Source organism: Solibacillus sp. FSL W7-1464 (assembly GCF_038004425.1).
Lineage (GTDB): Bacteria > Bacillota > Bacilli > Bacillales_A > Planococcaceae > Solibacillus.
In genome coordinates this window covers 2,377,630-2,393,882 of record NZ_JBBORC010000001.1, presented here as the reverse complement: position 1 = coordinate 2,393,882, position 16,253 = coordinate 2,377,630, and the positions used below count along the sequence as shown (strand labels likewise).

The 16,253-nt window shown below is 40.2% G+C and carries 18 protein-coding genes; 16 read left to right on the top strand and 2 right to left on the bottom strand.

The genetic code is table 11. The annotated features are described in order from the left end of the window. Window positions 1-6: 6 nt before the first annotated feature. Window positions 7-666, bottom strand: coding sequence for a 2OG-Fe(II) oxygenase (locus MKZ25_RS11825; RefSeq protein ID WP_340801675.1), 660 nt, complete (start codon window positions 664-666; stop codon window positions 7-9). Window positions 667-979: 313 nt separating this feature from the next. On the opposite strand from MKZ25_RS11825, the gene MKZ25_RS11820 reads away from it, so the two are divergent. The 16 genes from MKZ25_RS11820 to MKZ25_RS11745 all read left to right on the top strand — a co-directional run bounded on the left by MKZ25_RS11820 (window position 980) and on the right by MKZ25_RS11745 (window position 15,745). Further along, window positions 980-1,342, top strand: a complete 363-nt coding sequence (locus tag MKZ25_RS11820) for a VOC family protein (RefSeq protein ID WP_340801674.1) — start codon at window positions 980-982, stop codon at window positions 1,340-1,342. 336 nt (window positions 1,343-1,678) lie between these two features. Beyond that, window positions 1,679-2,635 (top strand): oxygen-dependent tRNA uridine(34) hydroxylase TrhO, encoded by a 957-nt coding sequence (trhO, locus tag MKZ25_RS11815; protein WP_340801673.1) that lies wholly within the window; start codon window positions 1,679-1,681, stop codon window positions 2,633-2,635. A gap of 416 nt (window positions 2,636-3,051) precedes the next feature. Then, a complete protein-coding gene (locus MKZ25_RS11810) occupies window positions 3,052-3,882 on the top strand; it encodes a phosphate ABC transporter substrate-binding protein (protein WP_340801672.1) in 831 nt (276 codons plus the stop codon). A 21-nt stretch (window positions 3,883-3,903) separates the two neighbouring features. Continuing rightward, a complete protein-coding gene (gene pstC / locus MKZ25_RS11805; protein ID WP_340718715.1) occupies window positions 3,904-4,818 on the top strand; it encodes a phosphate ABC transporter permease subunit PstC in 915 nt (304 codons plus the stop codon). A 1-nt stretch (window position 4,819) separates the two neighbouring features. After that, window positions 4,820-5,644, top strand: a complete 825-nt coding sequence (gene pstA / locus MKZ25_RS11800; protein WP_340718714.1) for a phosphate ABC transporter permease PstA — start codon at window positions 4,820-4,822, stop codon at window positions 5,642-5,644. A 16-nt stretch (window positions 5,645-5,660) separates the two neighbouring features. Then, entirely contained in the window at window positions 5,661-6,473 is an 813-nt protein-coding gene (pstB, locus tag MKZ25_RS11795) for a phosphate ABC transporter ATP-binding protein PstB (RefSeq protein WP_340718713.1), read from the top strand. Window positions 6,474-6,488: 15 nt separating this feature from the next. Beyond that, window positions 6,489-7,142, top strand: coding sequence for a phosphate signaling complex protein PhoU (gene phoU, locus MKZ25_RS11790; RefSeq protein WP_340801671.1), 654 nt, complete (start codon window positions 6,489-6,491; stop codon window positions 7,140-7,142). Window positions 7,143-7,356: 214 nt separating this feature from the next. After that, entirely contained in the window at window positions 7,357-8,067 is a 711-nt protein-coding gene (locus tag MKZ25_RS11785) for a response regulator transcription factor (RefSeq protein ID WP_340801670.1), read from the top strand. 130 nt (window positions 8,068-8,197) lie between these two features. Beyond that, complete coding sequence (locus MKZ25_RS11780; protein ID WP_008404313.1) at window positions 8,198-8,380, top strand: hypothetical protein; 183 nt, start codon at window positions 8,198-8,200, stop codon at window positions 8,378-8,380. Window positions 8,381-8,485: 105 nt separating this feature from the next. Further along, complete coding sequence (locus MKZ25_RS11775) at window positions 8,486-8,962, top strand: RNA polymerase sigma factor (RefSeq protein WP_340801669.1); 477 nt, start codon at window positions 8,486-8,488, stop codon at window positions 8,960-8,962. Then, the gene (locus MKZ25_RS11770; RefSeq protein WP_340801668.1) at window positions 8,955-9,836 is read left to right on the top strand and encodes a signal recognition particle; all 882 of its coding nucleotides are present in this window, start codon (window positions 8,955-8,957) and stop codon (window positions 9,834-9,836) included. The genes MKZ25_RS11775 and MKZ25_RS11770 overlap by 8 nt, the downstream gene beginning before the upstream one ends. A gap of 120 nt (window positions 9,837-9,956) precedes the next feature. Continuing rightward, window positions 9,957-11,216 (top strand): kynureninase, encoded by a 1,260-nt coding sequence (gene kynU, locus MKZ25_RS11765; protein WP_340801667.1) that lies wholly within the window; start codon window positions 9,957-9,959, stop codon window positions 11,214-11,216. 11 nt (window positions 11,217-11,227) lie between these two features. Continuing rightward, the gene (gene kynA / locus MKZ25_RS11760; protein WP_340801666.1) at window positions 11,228-12,085 is read left to right on the top strand and encodes a tryptophan 2,3-dioxygenase; all 858 of its coding nucleotides are present in this window, start codon (window positions 11,228-11,230) and stop codon (window positions 12,083-12,085) included. A 31-nt stretch (window positions 12,086-12,116) separates the two neighbouring features. Continuing rightward, complete coding sequence (locus tag MKZ25_RS11755) at window positions 12,117-13,463, top strand: sodium-dependent transporter (RefSeq protein ID WP_340801664.1); 1,347 nt, start codon at window positions 12,117-12,119, stop codon at window positions 13,461-13,463. Window positions 13,464-13,473: 10 nt separating this feature from the next. Further along, window positions 13,474-14,103: an arylformamidase gene (gene kynB / locus MKZ25_RS11750; protein WP_340801663.1), complete on the top strand. Its 630-nt coding sequence runs from the start codon at window positions 13,474-13,476 to the stop codon at window positions 14,101-14,103. Window positions 14,104-14,263: 160 nt separating this feature from the next. Next, window positions 14,264-15,745, top strand: a complete 1,482-nt coding sequence (locus MKZ25_RS11745; RefSeq protein WP_340801662.1) for a methyl-accepting chemotaxis protein — start codon at window positions 14,264-14,266, stop codon at window positions 15,743-15,745. 56 nt (window positions 15,746-15,801) lie between these two features. On the opposite strand, the gene MKZ25_RS11740 is transcribed toward MKZ25_RS11745, so the two are convergent. Beyond that, window positions 15,802-16,251, bottom strand: a complete 450-nt coding sequence (locus MKZ25_RS11740; protein ID WP_340801661.1) for a cAMP-binding protein — start codon at window positions 16,249-16,251, stop codon at window positions 15,802-15,804. Window positions 16,252-16,253 lie beyond the last annotated feature (2 nt).

Genomic DNA, 16,253 nt, shown 5'->3' with positions numbered 1-16,253 from the left:
TCGTATTTAATATAAATCCTTTTGAAAAGGATTAAAAACGTCGCGGATTTGTTTTTTCCGCATCCATTGGGTAGCAACCCATTTTTCTCCCCGTATTACGGGTTCACCGCTATGAAGGGTTAATTCATTTATTTTATGATCATTGTAGAAATATTCAAAGTAAACCGCTGAACCTCTTTCCGGTACAGTTACGATACCCAAATTAGGAAACGTTGTAACGCCTCCTTCTTCCACATTATTTAAGTAGACTACTAACGTGCTAATGCGATTATTACTGCTTGAAGGGTGATTTGGACCGAAAAAATCAAAATGCGCCTTAAATTCCTGACCGGGTTCGTAATGTAAAACTTGCAGACCCTCGGCGTGTTCTAGAGGAAGATGCATCAGGCTGCTAATCCGTTTTTCGATTACTGAAATAAGCGGATTTTCATTTTCCTCAAAAAACATACCACTGCTCGTACGAATCGGACTTACTTCTTTTTTTGCCAGTTTGGATCTTTCCAAACGAGAAGAAGCACAATCGATTAAATTCTGACATTCCTCATCACTTAAAACATTCGAAAACTTTACAATGAGCGGTTCCTCATGAAGAACCTCTGCTGATATCATTCGATCGTCAATTAAAAAACCGGATTGTATAGGTAAAATCGAAACTTCTGTTGTCATATGTTATATCCTTCCGCAAATGCTTCTAAGTTAGTACAAAAACATTACTCTCACTCTTTTATGTAGGATAAAAATGTATTTCTACTCCGATACATATTATACCATTTTATTGAATTTAATGGTATTTAAGTAATAGGATAATAATAAAAAAATTTCTCACCTAAACCCTAAGTGCTAGTATTTGTAAAATTTAACTAGCATTTAAGAAGGATAAGGAAAAGTTATGGGTTTACATAAATAACCTGTCATTTTGTTTATGTCTTATTAGAAGTAAAATTATGAAAGGAGAAAAACCTCTGGAGGAGGAAACCAAATGATTATTGGCTTACACCATGCACAAATAACAATTCCCAAAGGTACTGAGGATGCTGGGAAAGATTTTTATTGCAAAGTTCTAGGGTTAAATGAAATTTCAAATCCTTCTGCACTGGAGGGGCGAGGGGGCTTTTGGCTGCAAGTAGGGAGCCGGGAAGTACATGTAGGGACAGAAGATGGCTTTAACCGGCTCACAACTAAAGCACATCTCGCCTACGAAGTTGAAGATATTTCTTATTGGAGAAACGTATTGATGGAAAACGAAATTGAGATTTTGGACTCCGTACCTATCCCTAATTATGAACGGTTTGAGTTTAGAGACCCTTTTGGAAATAGAGTGGAGATGATTCAACATATCTAATTTACGGCAGTCAATTATTATCTTCATCAGATTTTGCTAACAGCTCAATGATTTCTTTGTTTTGTGAACGTATGTCTTTTAGGATTCTTTCAATTGCCAATGCGGTAAAAGTTATGATGATTAGTAGTGGAAAGATTAGAAAGCCCATTTTTGTAATCCCTCTATTCTGAATAGTATTTTCAAACATTATATCAATGTTAAATAGAATAGTTAATAATTTCTAAAAACCTCCGCCTAATTAATGATGGCAATTTTACCGGAAATCGCGTATCATTGTAAGGTAGTTTTAAACTATCAGGTATATCCTGCAAATATATTGAATGATAGGTGAAAAAAATGAATTATCAAGTATTATTGTATTATCATTACACAACGATTGAAGATCCAGCTGCTTTTTCGGAAGAGCATTTAGCTGCATGTAAGGAAATTGGTTTAAAAGGTCGTATTTTAGTTGCCCGTGAAGGGATTAACGGTACGGTTTCAGGTACGATTGAACAAACTCAAAGCTATATCGATATGATGGAAGCACATCCATTGTTCAAAGGGATTGTTTTCAAAATTGACCCGGCAGAAGGCCATGCATTCAAAAAAATGCATGTACGTCCACGTCCGGAGCTTGTACACTTAGGCTTGGAAGAAGATGTGAACCCGCATGAATTAACGGGTCGCTATTTATCTCCGGAGCAATTCCTGGAAGAAATGCAGGACGAAAATACAGTCGTACTAGATGTACGTAACACATATGAATATGATGTCGGTCACTTCCGCGGTGCAATTCGTCCGGAAGTAAAGAATTTCCGTGACACGCCGCAATGGGTCCGTGAAAACCGTGAATTATTCGAAGGTAAAAATGTATTAACATATTGCACAGGCGGAATCCGCTGTGAAAAATTCTCAGGCTGGATGAAGCGTGAAGGTTTCGGCGATGTTGGTCAATTACATGGCGGCGTTGCAACATACGGTAAAGATCCGGTTGCTAAAGGTCAGCTTTGGGATGGTCAAATGTACGTATTCGATGAGCGTTTGACAGTGCCGATCAACCAGGTGGAACATGTTATTGTCGGTCGTGACCACTTTGATGGAACACCATGTGAACGCTACGTTAATTGTGCTAACCCTGAATGCAATGAGCAAATCATTGCATCAGAGGAGAACGAAGCGAAGCATTTAGGTGGCTGTACAATCGAATGTACTAAACATGAACGCAATCGTTATATCGTCCGTCACAACTTAACGGAAGAAGAAGTACAGCAAGCGATTGAATTATTAGAATCGGAAGCTGCAGTAAAATAGATTTTAAATGCATCTCTTAATAGGGATGCATTTTTCTTTTTTGTAAACAAAACAGCTATTTGTAAATGCAGTGTAAATAGATTTTTCTAAATATTCATTGCAAATCGGCTTCTTTCTGATTCCCTTACATGGGGAATGAGATATTTGCACATAATATCGACATATTTTCTTTTCCCTAAAAACAAATTATTTAATTCCTCATAAAAATTCCCTCCAACTTGTTAAATAATCTCATAAATATTTACAATTCCCGCGCTTTATTTTAAATTTTCAGATTTAACTGAATGATTTTACATAATAAATAGACCGTTTCTTCACAATTTACATAAGGTTTACAAGTTTAATACATGACATTAATTTTATGAATGTATTGTTAAAGCAGGTAGAAAACATTCATGTTGATGGAGGAGTGAAGTATGTTGAAAAAAACATGTTACTTCATTGGGTTAACAATTCTAATGGTAGTATTAGCAGCTTGCAGTAATGAAGATTCTTCGGAGTCATCATCTGGGGGCGGAGATTTAGTAACGATTTCAGGTTCTACATCGGTCGGGCCTTTAGCAGAGAAATTAGCAGCAAAATATGAAGAAACAGAAGACGTAAAAATTGAAATAAATCAAATCGGTTCATCAGCAGGAATTACAAATGCGATCAACGATGTTTCACAAATCGGGATGTCCTCACGTGATCTGAAGCAGGAAGAAATCGCCTCCGGAATTCAGGAGCTGATCATTGCCTATGACGGAATCGTCGTTGTGGCACATCCATCAAATCCGGTTAAAGACCTAACGATGGAACAAGTGAAACAAATCTTCACAGGCGAAATCACTAACTGGAAAGATGTTGGCGGAAAAGATATGGAAATCGTCGTTGTTTCACGTGAAGATGGATCCGGTTCACGCGATGCATTCCAGGAAATCGTCGGCTATGAGTCAGGTGAACTGATTCGTAATGCAATCGTAGCAAGCGGAAACGGAAATATTAAAACAACGGTTGCAATGAACAAACATGCGGTAGGATTCATTTCATTCGAATATATCGATGAAACTGTTTCAGCGATGGACATTAACGGAGTAAAAGCAGAAGCAGCAAATGTTTTGGCTGGCGATTATAAATTATCTCGTCCATTCCTATTCGTTTATAAAGAGAGCGTACCGGAAGCAGCAACAAAGTTTATGGATTACATTTTAACTGCTGACGGGCAAAAGATTGTGGAAGAAGCTGGAGCGATTCCATTAACGAAATAATTAGTGCTGGAGGATAAATTTGTGAACACACAAAACAGAAACGAAGTAGAACAGCAAATAAGCAAAGGCAATAAGCGAAAATACTTTTTAGAAAGCTTATCATCGAAAATATTTTTAGCATGTGCGCTTCTATCGGTAGTGAGCTTACTGCTAATCGTAGGATTCGTATTTTATAAAGGTGCAAACCCATTTGTAACAGGCGGCTATAGCTTCTTCGACTTCCTTTTTGGCAGTGATTGGGTACCATCGGAAGACAAATTCGGTATTTTCCCGATGATTGTTGCATCAATTTACGCAACGATCGGGGCACTTGTGATCGGGGTACCAATCGGATTGTTAACAGCGATTTTCTTGGCGGAGATTGCGCCGAAATCAGTAGCTAAAATCGTATCACCGGCAATTCAGCTTTTGGCTGGTATTCCGTCCGTATTATACGGGGTATTCGGTTTAGCGATTATTGTACCGTTTTTACAGGACAATCTGGGATTAGCACGCGGACAAAGTTTAATCGCCGTCATTTTAGTATTGGCGATCATGATGTTACCGACAATTGTAACAGTTGCTGAAACAGCGATCCGTGCAGTGCCGAAAACATATCGTGAAGGTTCACTTGCTTTAGGTGTTTCACAAATTGGGACAATCTTTAAAGTTGTTGTACCGGCTGCGAAATCTGGTATTATGGCAGCAATCGTTCTTGGACTAGGCCGTGCATTAGGTGAAACGATGGCCGTTATTTTAGTTGCAGGAAACTCGTTGATCATCCCGACAAGCCTGACTGACAGTGTGCGTCCATTGACGACAAACATTGCACTTGAAATGGGCTATGCGGCAGGAACACATCAGGAAATGCTGTTTGCAACAGGGATTGTATTATTCTCATTCATCTTAATTTTAAACTTTGTACTGGCACGTATTACAGCGAAGGGAGCTCAGTAACATGCGACAATTTAAAGATAATATGTTTCGCGGCTTGCTTTGGGGTTCCGCATTCGTATCAGTAGCCGTATTAGTTGTAATCGTTGGCTATATTTTCTATAAGGGTTTTTCATATATCAGTTTTGATTTTATATTCGGTGATTATTCGCCAACAGGTGGCGGCGGGATATTCCCGATGATCGTCACTACGATTTTAACGATTGTCATTTCACTTTTAATCGCAACACCAATCGGAATTCTGGCAGCTGTTTATTTACACGAGTATGCAAAGCAGGGACGTCTCGTACGCATCATTCGTTATGCGACAGAAAGTTTAACAGGGATTCCATCGATTATTTACGGTTTATTCGGTGCCGTATTCTTCGTAGCGATATTAAAGCTGGGGATGTCGATCATTGCAGCATCATTAACATTAACGATTATCGTATTGCCGGTCATCATCCGTACGACAGAAGAAGCATTGAAAACAGTGCCGGCAACATATCGTGAAGGCTCGCTGGCATTAGGAACAACGAAATTACAAACATTGATCAAAGTAATTTTGCCAAGTGCAATGCCGGGAATTTTATCCGGAATCATCCTATCGATCGGCCGTATTGTCGGTGAATCGGCAGCGATTTTCCTGACAGCAGGGACAGTGGCGGCAATGCCATCAAGTATTTTCTCATCTGCCCGCACATTGACGGTCCACTCGTATTTAGTAACACAGGAAGCCGGCGATATCGGACTTGCAGCGGCAATCGGGATTGTTTTAATCGTCATAATTTTAGTATTGAATTTAACGGCAACATATATTTCGAAAAAATTAAACAAAGCGGACTATTAAAAGGAGCGAAACCTATATGACTATGACTATTTCTGAAGCATCAATTTTTAAATCAACGACGACTTCTACGGGCGCTTTACCAACAAAAATTAAAGTAAATGATTTAAACCTGTATTATGGTGAAAAACAAGCGTTGTTCAATGTTAATCTGGACATTAAAGAAAAAGAAGTAACGGCATTGATCGGTCCTTCAGGCTGTGGTAAATCAACATTTTTACGCACATTAAACCGTATGAATGATCTGATCGACGGTGTACGGGTTATCGGGAACATTCACATCGACGGTGAAAATGTGTATGAATCAAGTGACGTTATTAGGCTTCGTACAAGAGTCGGGATGGTTTTCCAAAAGTCGAATCTGTTCCCGATGAGCATCTATGACAATGTTGCCTATGGTCCACGTATGCAGGGAATTAAAAATAAAAAAATCCTTAATGAGATTGTGGAAGAGTCTTTACGCGGTGCAGCAATCTGGGATGAAGTAAAAGATCGTCTGAAGTCATCAGCATTAGGCCTTTCTGGTGGTCAGCAGCAACGTATTTGTATCGCACGAGCAATTGCTATGAAGCCGGACGTTATTTTAATGGATGAGCCGACTTCTGCACTTGACCCGATTTCTACATTGAAAGTAGAAGAACTGATTACACAAATGAAAAAAGACTATACAATTGTTATTGTAACGCACAACATGCAACAAGCAGCGCGTATTAGCGATAAGACGGCATTCTTCTTAAATGGGGAAGTCATCGAATATGATGATACGAATGTTATTTTTTCAACGCCAAAAGATGAGCGTACAGAAGATTACGTAACAGGACGATTCGGATAAAAGGGGGATTTGGGAATGATTCGCGAAAATTTCGAAAAGAACATGCTTGAATTGCAGGACAAAATGGGTGAAATGGTCGACATGACGGTTGTAGCGATGGAAAAGGCATTTAAAGCCCTTCAGGAGCAGGATATGGTGCTGGCACTGGATGTCATTGAAGGGGACAATTACATTGATGATCTGGAAAATGAAATCAACCAAATGGCGATATGGCTGATGGCGAAAGAGCAGCCGGTAGCCCGTGATATGCGCCGAATTATCAGTGTCATTAAAATGTCGTCGGATATCGAGAGAATTGCAGACTTTGCGGTAAATACAGCAAAAGCGACGATTCGCATTAGTAAAGTTGATACAATTTTAGATAGGACTTCATTGGTTGAAATGAAAAATGTCGCGATGGATATGCTGAAAAAATCAATGAAAGCTTTTATCGATGCGGATATTGCACTGGCGAAAGAAGTAGGCGAGCTTGATGATATTGTAGATCGAAAAAATCATGAAAACTATGCGCTTTTAACTGAGTATTTAAAAGAAAGCCCTCAGGAAATCGAACAAACATTGCAATTGTTATTCATTAACCGTTTTGTTGAACGTGCAGCCGATCATATTACAAATATGGCGGAATCTACAGCTTACTTTATTAAAGGGCAGCTATTTGATTTAAATTAATTTTCTTGTGAAGCAGCAGGCACAGAGTCCGACTATAAGATAGAAGATATTAATTTTTGGTCTGTTTTCATCGGGTGTCCAAATGCCTGCTGAAAGAAGTTAATGCCTCCGGCGGATGTCACAGATTTGGTAAAGGACTCATTGCACGAGCGTGAACGGAATCTGGACATAGTTACACCGAGGCGTAATTGATTAGAGAAGCGGGGAATCATTAATGACGAAAAAAATATTAGTCGTTGAAGATGACGAAAATTTAGTGAATTTACTGCATATTTATTTAGTAAAGGATAGCTATGAAGTCCATAGTGTCCGGACGGGAAAAGAGGCATTGGATGCTATCCAAACATTTGAACCGGATGCGATGCTGCTTGATTGGATGCTTCCGGATATGGAAGGAATCGAGATTTGCCGTCAAGTCCGCTTCAAGCATGATTTTCCGATCATTATGATCAGTGCGCGTACGGATGAATTGGATATTGTGCTTGCGCTTGAAATGGGGGCGACAGAGTATATCCGAAAACCGTTCGGATTCCGTGAAATGCTTACTCGCTTAAGGATACATTTAAAACGATATGAAAGAGAGTTACAGCAGCAAGAGCGTGTCTCCCAAATGCTGATCGGACCATTTCGTGTTGATTTAGTCATGTTCAAAGTGTATAAAGACGAAGTGGAAATTCCTTTGACAAAGCGCGAGTTTAAATTGCTGCTTCATTTGCTGGATCAGCCTGGCAATATTAAATCGCGTGAGGAAATTATTGATATACTGGACTTTACAAAAGGGGATCGCCGTACAGTCGATGTACATATACGCAGGCTTCGCGAAAAAATTGAAGAAGAACCGAGCTCACCGAAGTGGATTAAAACTAAAAGCGGGTTAGGGTATTATTTCAATCTTTCATCACAGGAAGTAACGTACAGTTCTTAAGTTAAAAAACATTTTGGAGCGAGTGCAAGTTTCAAGATGTTTTTTTATGCTGTAATTTACATCATTTCTTTTACAAATGCGGCGGCAACGGATTATACTTAGAAAAGTAGATTGATGAGGAGGTCTGAATATGTCTGAACAAAATGAAAAAAAGAAATTAAGTTTGCAGGAATTAGTGAAGCAACAGCTGGAAGCGAAGAAAAACAATGCAGCCGGCAACAAAGGTAATTTAAAGGGTGACACATCAACGAAGAAGATGAAGAGCCAACAAACAAAGAAAACGAGCAATACCCGTCGTAAAATGGGTGTGTAATGATGAGAACCCGGGCAAACGAAAATTTGCCTGGGTTTTTATTTTGTCTAAGTGATTCCAAATGAATGGTCGATCGTCTTTAAGGAGGAAGGGGGGGCTGTAAGGTTGAGACGGGAAATTTTTGATGTGCATTACGACGCTGTTTATAAATATATACGCTATTTAACGAATGATACAGACTTAACACATGATCTGCTGCAAGAAACCTTTTACCGCTTTTATCAAAAAAATTATACCGAACACGAACGGACTTATTTACTGAAAATTGCCAGAAACCTTGTATATGACCATTTTCGAAGGAAAAAGATTATTGGCTTTTTTCAGTTGAAAACAGAGCCGGTAGCAGTTGGAGATCTGCCGGAAGCAATCGTCGAGCGAAATGCGGAAAATGAAAAACTGTATGACGCCCTCCAGCAAATTAAATGGAATTATCGTGAAGTAATCGTGCTGCGCTATATAGAAGAGTATTCAGTAAAAGAGACGGCAATGATCTTAAGCTGCAGTGAAGTGAAAGTGAAAAATAATACGGCACGCGGTCTAAAAGCATTACGGGAACTGTTAGGAGGGGAAGAGGATGTTTGAAGAAGAAAAGTTAAGGGAGCTTAAAAAGATTCAAGTCGATCCGGAAAAAAGGGCAGAAGACTTCAAAAAAATTCAGCAACGCCTCGATTCTAAACCTTTTCATTGGCAAATCCCTGCCGTGATGATTGCCATCGCATGCATCACGCTGTTTTTAGTCGGTACATTTCCGCAAAAGCAGCAGACCACTTCTGACGATCCGGATAGCAGTGCATTGCAAGCGGTTTATTATATGGACTGGGAAGGGGATCCCAAATCCACACTGCAGGCAGGTGTAAAAAAAGTAAAAAATGAAGAAACCTTAAAAGCCGTGGAAACTTTATTGGAACAGCTGCAGAAAACAGATATTATCATGGAAGAACCTTATATTGATAAAAGCTACCGGTTGCAGTTTGAAGATAACACGGTCATGCGCCTCCAGGAATTCCATGGAAGTGAAGCAACGTATTACCGGGATATAGGAACAGGGCAGAGATATCTATTAGAGGATCAAACTTTGCGGGGAATGATCGAATTACATGAACCGGCTGACGGTAATATTTCTTCCATCATCAATATAGTAGTTTTTATTCTATTGATTTTTGCAATGAATCGGGTGAGCAAAAAGCTGAGGGACCCTGAAGATCCGAAACGCCACCTCCCGACACATTCTACTTATTGGCAAAGTGTAGTGGAGATTCTTACTTTTTTGATTCTTGTGTTGTTTGTTTCGGTTCCTCAACTCCATTTGTTTCAGTTGATCGCGTTTTTATTGTTGTCAGCACTGATAAATATTCTTTTAGAAGCAAAATACGGTAAGAAAAAGTGGCGAATGGTGCAATTTATAATAAGTAAATTATATTTCTTAATAATAATGTACGGATTATTATGGATATGATTTTACTAGCTTACCTTATACGAAAGGTAGGCTTTTTTTATTTGATTATCTTTCAGAATACTTTGACAACCGCTACTATCCCCCGTACGATATTAATAAGTTACTAGAAGGGGTGGAAGCATGACGACGTTGGAAAAAGCAAAACAACTCGATAAATTGGATGGACTGCAGAAGTATGCAGATGAATTTTATAAAAAAGAAGGACAGATATACTTGGACGGCAATTCGCTCGGGTTGCTGTCAAAGCGTGCGGAACAGTCGGTGCATACACTGCTTGACTCGTGGAAAGATTATGGCATCGACGGCTGGACAAATGGGGAGCATCCCTGGTTTTATTTCTCGGAAAAGCTGTCTGCGATGTGCGCTCCTTTAATAGGTGCCAAAAGTGAAGAAGTAATGCTGACTGGTTCGACAACAACAAACTTGCACCAGCTGTTGGCCACGTTTTTCAAACCGACTGCGGCACGCTATAAAGTTTTGGCAGACGAACTGAACTTTCCGTCGGACTTGTATGCGATTGCCAGTCAAATTGCTTTGCACAATTTGCCGGAAAGCAGTATGAAGCTCGTAAAAAGTGATGACGGGCAAACGATTACGACAGAAGCCATCATCGAGGCGATGACCGAGGATGTGGCGGTTGCGGTTCTGCCGGCTGTCCTATACCGCAGTGGCCAAGTGTTGGACCTAAAGGCGATTACGGAAGCAGCACATGAACGCGGCATACTGGTCGGTTTTGATCTCTGCCATTCAATCGGTTCTGTTCCTCATCATCTTCATGAAATCGGCGCGGATTTTGCTTTTTGGTGCAATTATAAGCATTTGAACGGTGGTCCGGGCTCTGTTGCAGGATTGTTCGTGCATGAAAAGCATTTTGGAACAGCACCGGGACTGGCCGGGTGGTTTGGCTCGGCTAAGGAAAAACAGTTTGATCTGGATGTAACAATTACAGCTGCACCGCATGCAGGGGCTTACCAGATCGGTACACCGCATATATTGAGCCTGGCACCGATTGAAGGCGCACTGTCGCTGTTTGAAGAGGTCGGCATCGAAGCGGTTCGTGAAAAATCTCTTGCGTTGACACAATTTATGATGGATTGTATTGAGCAGGAGTTGCCAAATACGTTTACATTCGGTAATCCGCTTGATGACACACGTGGCGGCCATCTGTTTTTAGTGCATGACGAGGCGGCAAGAATTTGTAAAACATTAAAAGAATATGGGGTTGTACCGGATTTCCGTGCACCGAATGGTATCCGCCTCGCACCGGTAGCGCTATACAATTCCTATGAGGAAGTATGGCAGTCAGTGCAGATTTTAAAAGACATTGTCACAAACAAATCTTATGAGAAGTACGAAAATAAACGAGACATCATTGCATAAGGAGTGGTTTAGTGGATAAACGATCAATTTCGGATTTGCAGCACAAGCTAAAGGATGAAAAGGGGATTCATACGGATTTCCGTGAAGATATGACGTACAGCGATTATTTGAGCCTGGATCCCCTTTTAAACAGCCAAAACCGTCTTTCCGACCATCATGATGAAATGCTGTTTATCATTATTCACCAAGTGAGCGAACTTTGGATGAAGCTTATCATTCATGAGATGCGCGGTGCAATACAGGCAATTGAAAATGGGGAAATGCAGCCGGCATTTAAAATGCTCGCACGGGTATCAAAAATTCAAATGCAGATCATTCAGGCATGGGACGTGTTGGCAACGATGACACCGGCGGAATATTTGCAGTTTCGGGATGAATTGGGGAAAGCATCGGGATTCCAAAGCTATCAGTATCGCCTGATCGAGTTTGCACTTGGCTATAAAACACCGTATATACTCAAAATCTATGAAAAAGAACCGGACACTCTAGCGGTTCTTAAAGAGGCATATGATGCGCCAAGTATTTATGATGTAGCGATTCAGGCATTGGCTAAAGCAGGATTGCCAATAACTGAAGCTTTGCTAAACCGTGATTTTTCGGTAGTATATAGTGGTGACGATTCTGTTGCGGCCGCATGGAAAACCGTCTATGAAAATATCGATACGTACTGGGATTTATACCAGCTTGGTGAAAAGCTTGTCGATATTGAAGATTCCTTGCAGCAGTGGCGTTTCCGTCATATGAAAACGGTCGAGCGCATTATTGGCTTTAAAGTGGGCACAGGTGGCTCATCAGGGGTCAATTATTTGCGAAAAGTGCTCGATCACCGCTTTTTCCCGGAACTTTGGGATTTGCGTACAGTATTATAGCTAGGTTAGACAGATGAGTGGAGTGAGACAGATGGAGAAGAGTAAAGGACAGTGGTCAAGTAAGTTAGGATTTGTATTAGCGTCAGCGGGCGCAGCGATTGGGCTCGGGGCAATTTGGAAAATGCCTTATGTAGCCGGTCAAAGTGGAGGCGGCGCATTCTTCCTGATTTTTGTGCTGCTGACATTAATTATCGGGCTGCCAATGCTTTTATCGGAATATATTATCGGGCGTGCCACACAAAAAGAGGCGGTAACTGCCTATAAAGTATTGGCGCCGAATACGAAAGCTTGGGCTTGGATCGGCAAGCTCGGCATTATTGGCTGTTTCTTATTATTATCGTTTTACAGTGTAGTTGGCGGCTGGATTTTTGTTTACAGCGGGGTTTCGGTTGTTGGAGAAGTGATCGCGCCGACTGTGGAACCAGGGGCATTTTTCGGACAAGTAACAGGTACACCTTGGATTGCTTTACTCGGTTTAGGATTGTTTACATTGGCGAATGTTGTGATCATTGCGCTAGGTGTTCAAAACGGGATTGAAAAGGCAAATAAATTCATGATGCCGTTACTGTTTATTATGTTCTTTATATTAGTTATTAGAGCCGTAACATTGGACGGTGCAATGGAAGGAATCAAGTTCTTTCTGTATCCGGACTTTTCGAACATTACCGGTGAATCAATTTTGTATGCGTTAGGGCAGTCATTCTTTGCGCTGGCTGTTGGATTCTCATGTTTAGTTACATATAGTTCTTATTTAAAGAAAGATGTGAGCTTACCGAATTCAGCAGGTTCTGTTGTAGGATTGAGTATTTTCGTATCGTTCTTGGCGGGACTGGCGATTTTCCCGGTTGTTTTTGCCTTTGATATGGAAGTGGCGAGCGGACCACCATTATTGTTCATGGTATTACCTGCAGCGTTTTCACAAATGCCGTTCGGTGAACTTTTTTTAGCGCTGTTTTTAATTCTGTTTTTATTTGCAACGTTAACGTCATCGTTTAGTATGTATGAAATTATCGTTGCTGCTATTATAGAAAAATGGAAAATCAGCCGTGCAAAAATTACAGTCATCATCGGTATCTTTGTATTTATCGCTTCGATTCCTTCGACATTAACGTACAGTTCTTTAGGTGATGTTTCGATCTTTGGACGCAATATTTTTGATTTCACCGACTTTGTAGTGTCGAATATCATTTTACCGGTCGGCAACTTGCTTATCGCGATCTTCATTATGCATATTATGGATAAAAATCTCGTGAAAAGCGAACTGCTGCAAGGAAGTAAAATGGGGGAAGGCTTTTACAAAACATATCGCTTTTTAATGACCTTCGTTGTTCCGACAGTCATCGTCGTAGTCTTAACATATTTAGTCATTCAATATTAGGGGTGAAACCATGTGGATTGATATTACACAAACGATGAAAAACGGAATGCCGAATTGGCCGGGGGATACACCGTTTTCTTTTGAAGTAGGGTTTACGAAACAACAGACGGGCTCGGTCAATATCGGGCGGATGACGACTTCGCTGCACACGGGTACACATGCAGATGCCCCGTTTCATTTTAACAGTGAAGCTGAGACAATCGAGCAATTGGATATTAATGTGTATATCGGTGATTGCATAATCGTGGATTGTAGAGGGCAGGAAGTGATGACAGCCCAAACGCTTGAGCCGATTGATTTTCTTGGCGCAAAGCGTGTTCTGCTTAGAACAGTGGAACAGCTTGGTGAAGAATTTCCGGGAACCATTCCCGTCATTCATCCAGATGTCGCGCCATTTTTAAAGGAGCGAGGTGTAATATTGCTTGGCATTGACAATCCTTCCGTTGATCCGTTGGACAGCAAGGAAGTATTGGCACATCACAAGTTGTACGAACATGGCATTCATATTCTGGAAGGACTGGACCTGCGGCATGTTCAGCAAGGTCTTTATGAACTGATCGCACTGCCGCTAAAAATAGCAGGTGCTGACGGTGCACCTGTTCGTGCGGTCGTTCGTAAAAAAGCTGTTACAGTAGAATAACGATAAGAGACTCACGATTAAATATATTCGTGAGTCTCTTTTTTTTATGATGTTTTTTTATTCACACTACAAAAGTCCATTGTATTGTATAATTAAGGGTTGTAATATATACCTATAAACTATTATATAAATAATCTAATATTCCTAGGAGGGAAACAGCTTGAAGAAACGAAACGGAAAACTTAATTGGATTCATCAACTAAATCTAATTATTACGATAGTATTGGCGGTATTAATTGTTTTACCGCTTGTTATTGCAAATGGGTTGAGTAATTCAATCCCTTATGTAATCGCAGGAGGTGGTGTCATCCTATTATCGACGGCCAATTACTTCCTGAATATCTCCAACTTCGCCAAAGGCTTAATTTTTGTACTGATTCCGGCATTTGTCGTATTTCTATTATTTTATATGGATGGATATTCCATTAATAAACATTACATGCTGCTAATAACATTTATTATGAGTGCCATGTATTTTAATGAGCGGCTGATCAAAACATTTTTACTGATCGCCAGCATTTTTTATATTTTATTATACATAGCAGTACCGGAAAATCTGTTGGGGGTAAATGCAAATCTCCCTGTATTTATTACGATTTTTGTAAGTATGACAGGCTGTAACTATATGCTGTACCGATTGACGCAATGGGGCAACAAACTAATAAAGGATGCCCAGGAAAAAGAGCGGGAAGCAAAAGAACTGTTGGAAAATTTAACATCGATTTTAAATAAAATAGATGAAGGTTCATACCAGCTTGCACAAAATATTACACATGTAAATGAAAATGTCGGTACATTGAATAGTGCGAGCGAGACGATTTTACAGTCTTCGAATCAAATGGCAGCGGCTATTCATAATGAAGCAGATATGATTCAGCAGATTAATGAACAAATGATTTTATCACATGACAATATGGTGAAAACGAAGGAGTCCTCTGAATCGACTGTAAAGGATTCGGATGAAGTCCAAGTAGCGATTGAACAGAGCTGGAAACAGGTACATGATGTGACGGCTGATATGGCAACATTAAGTGACTCCATCGAGTTAACGACTACGACGATCGATAATATGCAAGAGAGCCTTGCAAATGTAAATAACCTGTTAAATGGTATCAAAGCTATTGCCGATCAGACGAATTTGCTCTCTTTAAATGCCTCTATCGAAGCGGCAAGAGCAGGGGAGCACGGGAAAGGTTTTGCCGTTGTTGCAGAAGAAGTGAAAAAACTGGCGGAAGAGAGTGCGAATATCGCAACGAGTATTACTACTGTTACTCAGCAGCTGCTTGAACGGGCAACAACTGCCCAGTTAAAAGCATATGAAGGAAAAGAAGCGGTACATTCTAGTGTTGGCACATTGAACAAAATTACCGGTTCATTTGATGGAATTAAGCAATCTTTCAATAGTATTCAAGGAAAGCTTCACCAAAACATGTCAACCATTACGCATACAAACCAACTTGTTGAAGAAGTAATGAATCAAGTTGAAAATCTGTCCGCTATTTCTGAAGAAAATGCCGCTATGACTGAAGAAATCGCGAGTTCAATACATGAAGAGCATGTCATGATGAAATCGATTGCAGATGCGAGTAATGAACTTCAGCAATTACAAAGCGAATTGGCGGAAATTACGAAGCGTCAATAAGCGAAAACCCAACTAAAAAGGGAAGTGTCCGGTAAAATTGGACGCTTCCCTTTCTATTATTCTACTTCTATCGCAATACTGTCTGTGACATCACCGTTACTGAAACGTGCCATGCTGGAAATAATATACATTCCTTTTTCAGTCGGGGCCGTAAAACGTGTCGATGTAGCAATTTCTTTATAATCAAAATCTTCTATCCATTGTTGAATAGATACACTCGTTACATTCTGACTGTATTGAAACTCCAGTACTTCCCCTGGCTGTACTTTTACGTAAGGGGTATTTTGCTCACTTATAATTTCATGCGGGGCAGCAGTATCAACACACTCTGCTTCACCTGCTGAATGCCAGCAATAGCTTCCTCGAACTGTTTCAATCGTCTGTTCATTTGTAACTGCTGTTACGTCAGGAATTACCGTTACTTCATTTTGTGCCATAAAATAACGGCCAATAATAACAAGGATAATGATGGCGATAATGAGAAATAAACGATTTACATTTTTCATCT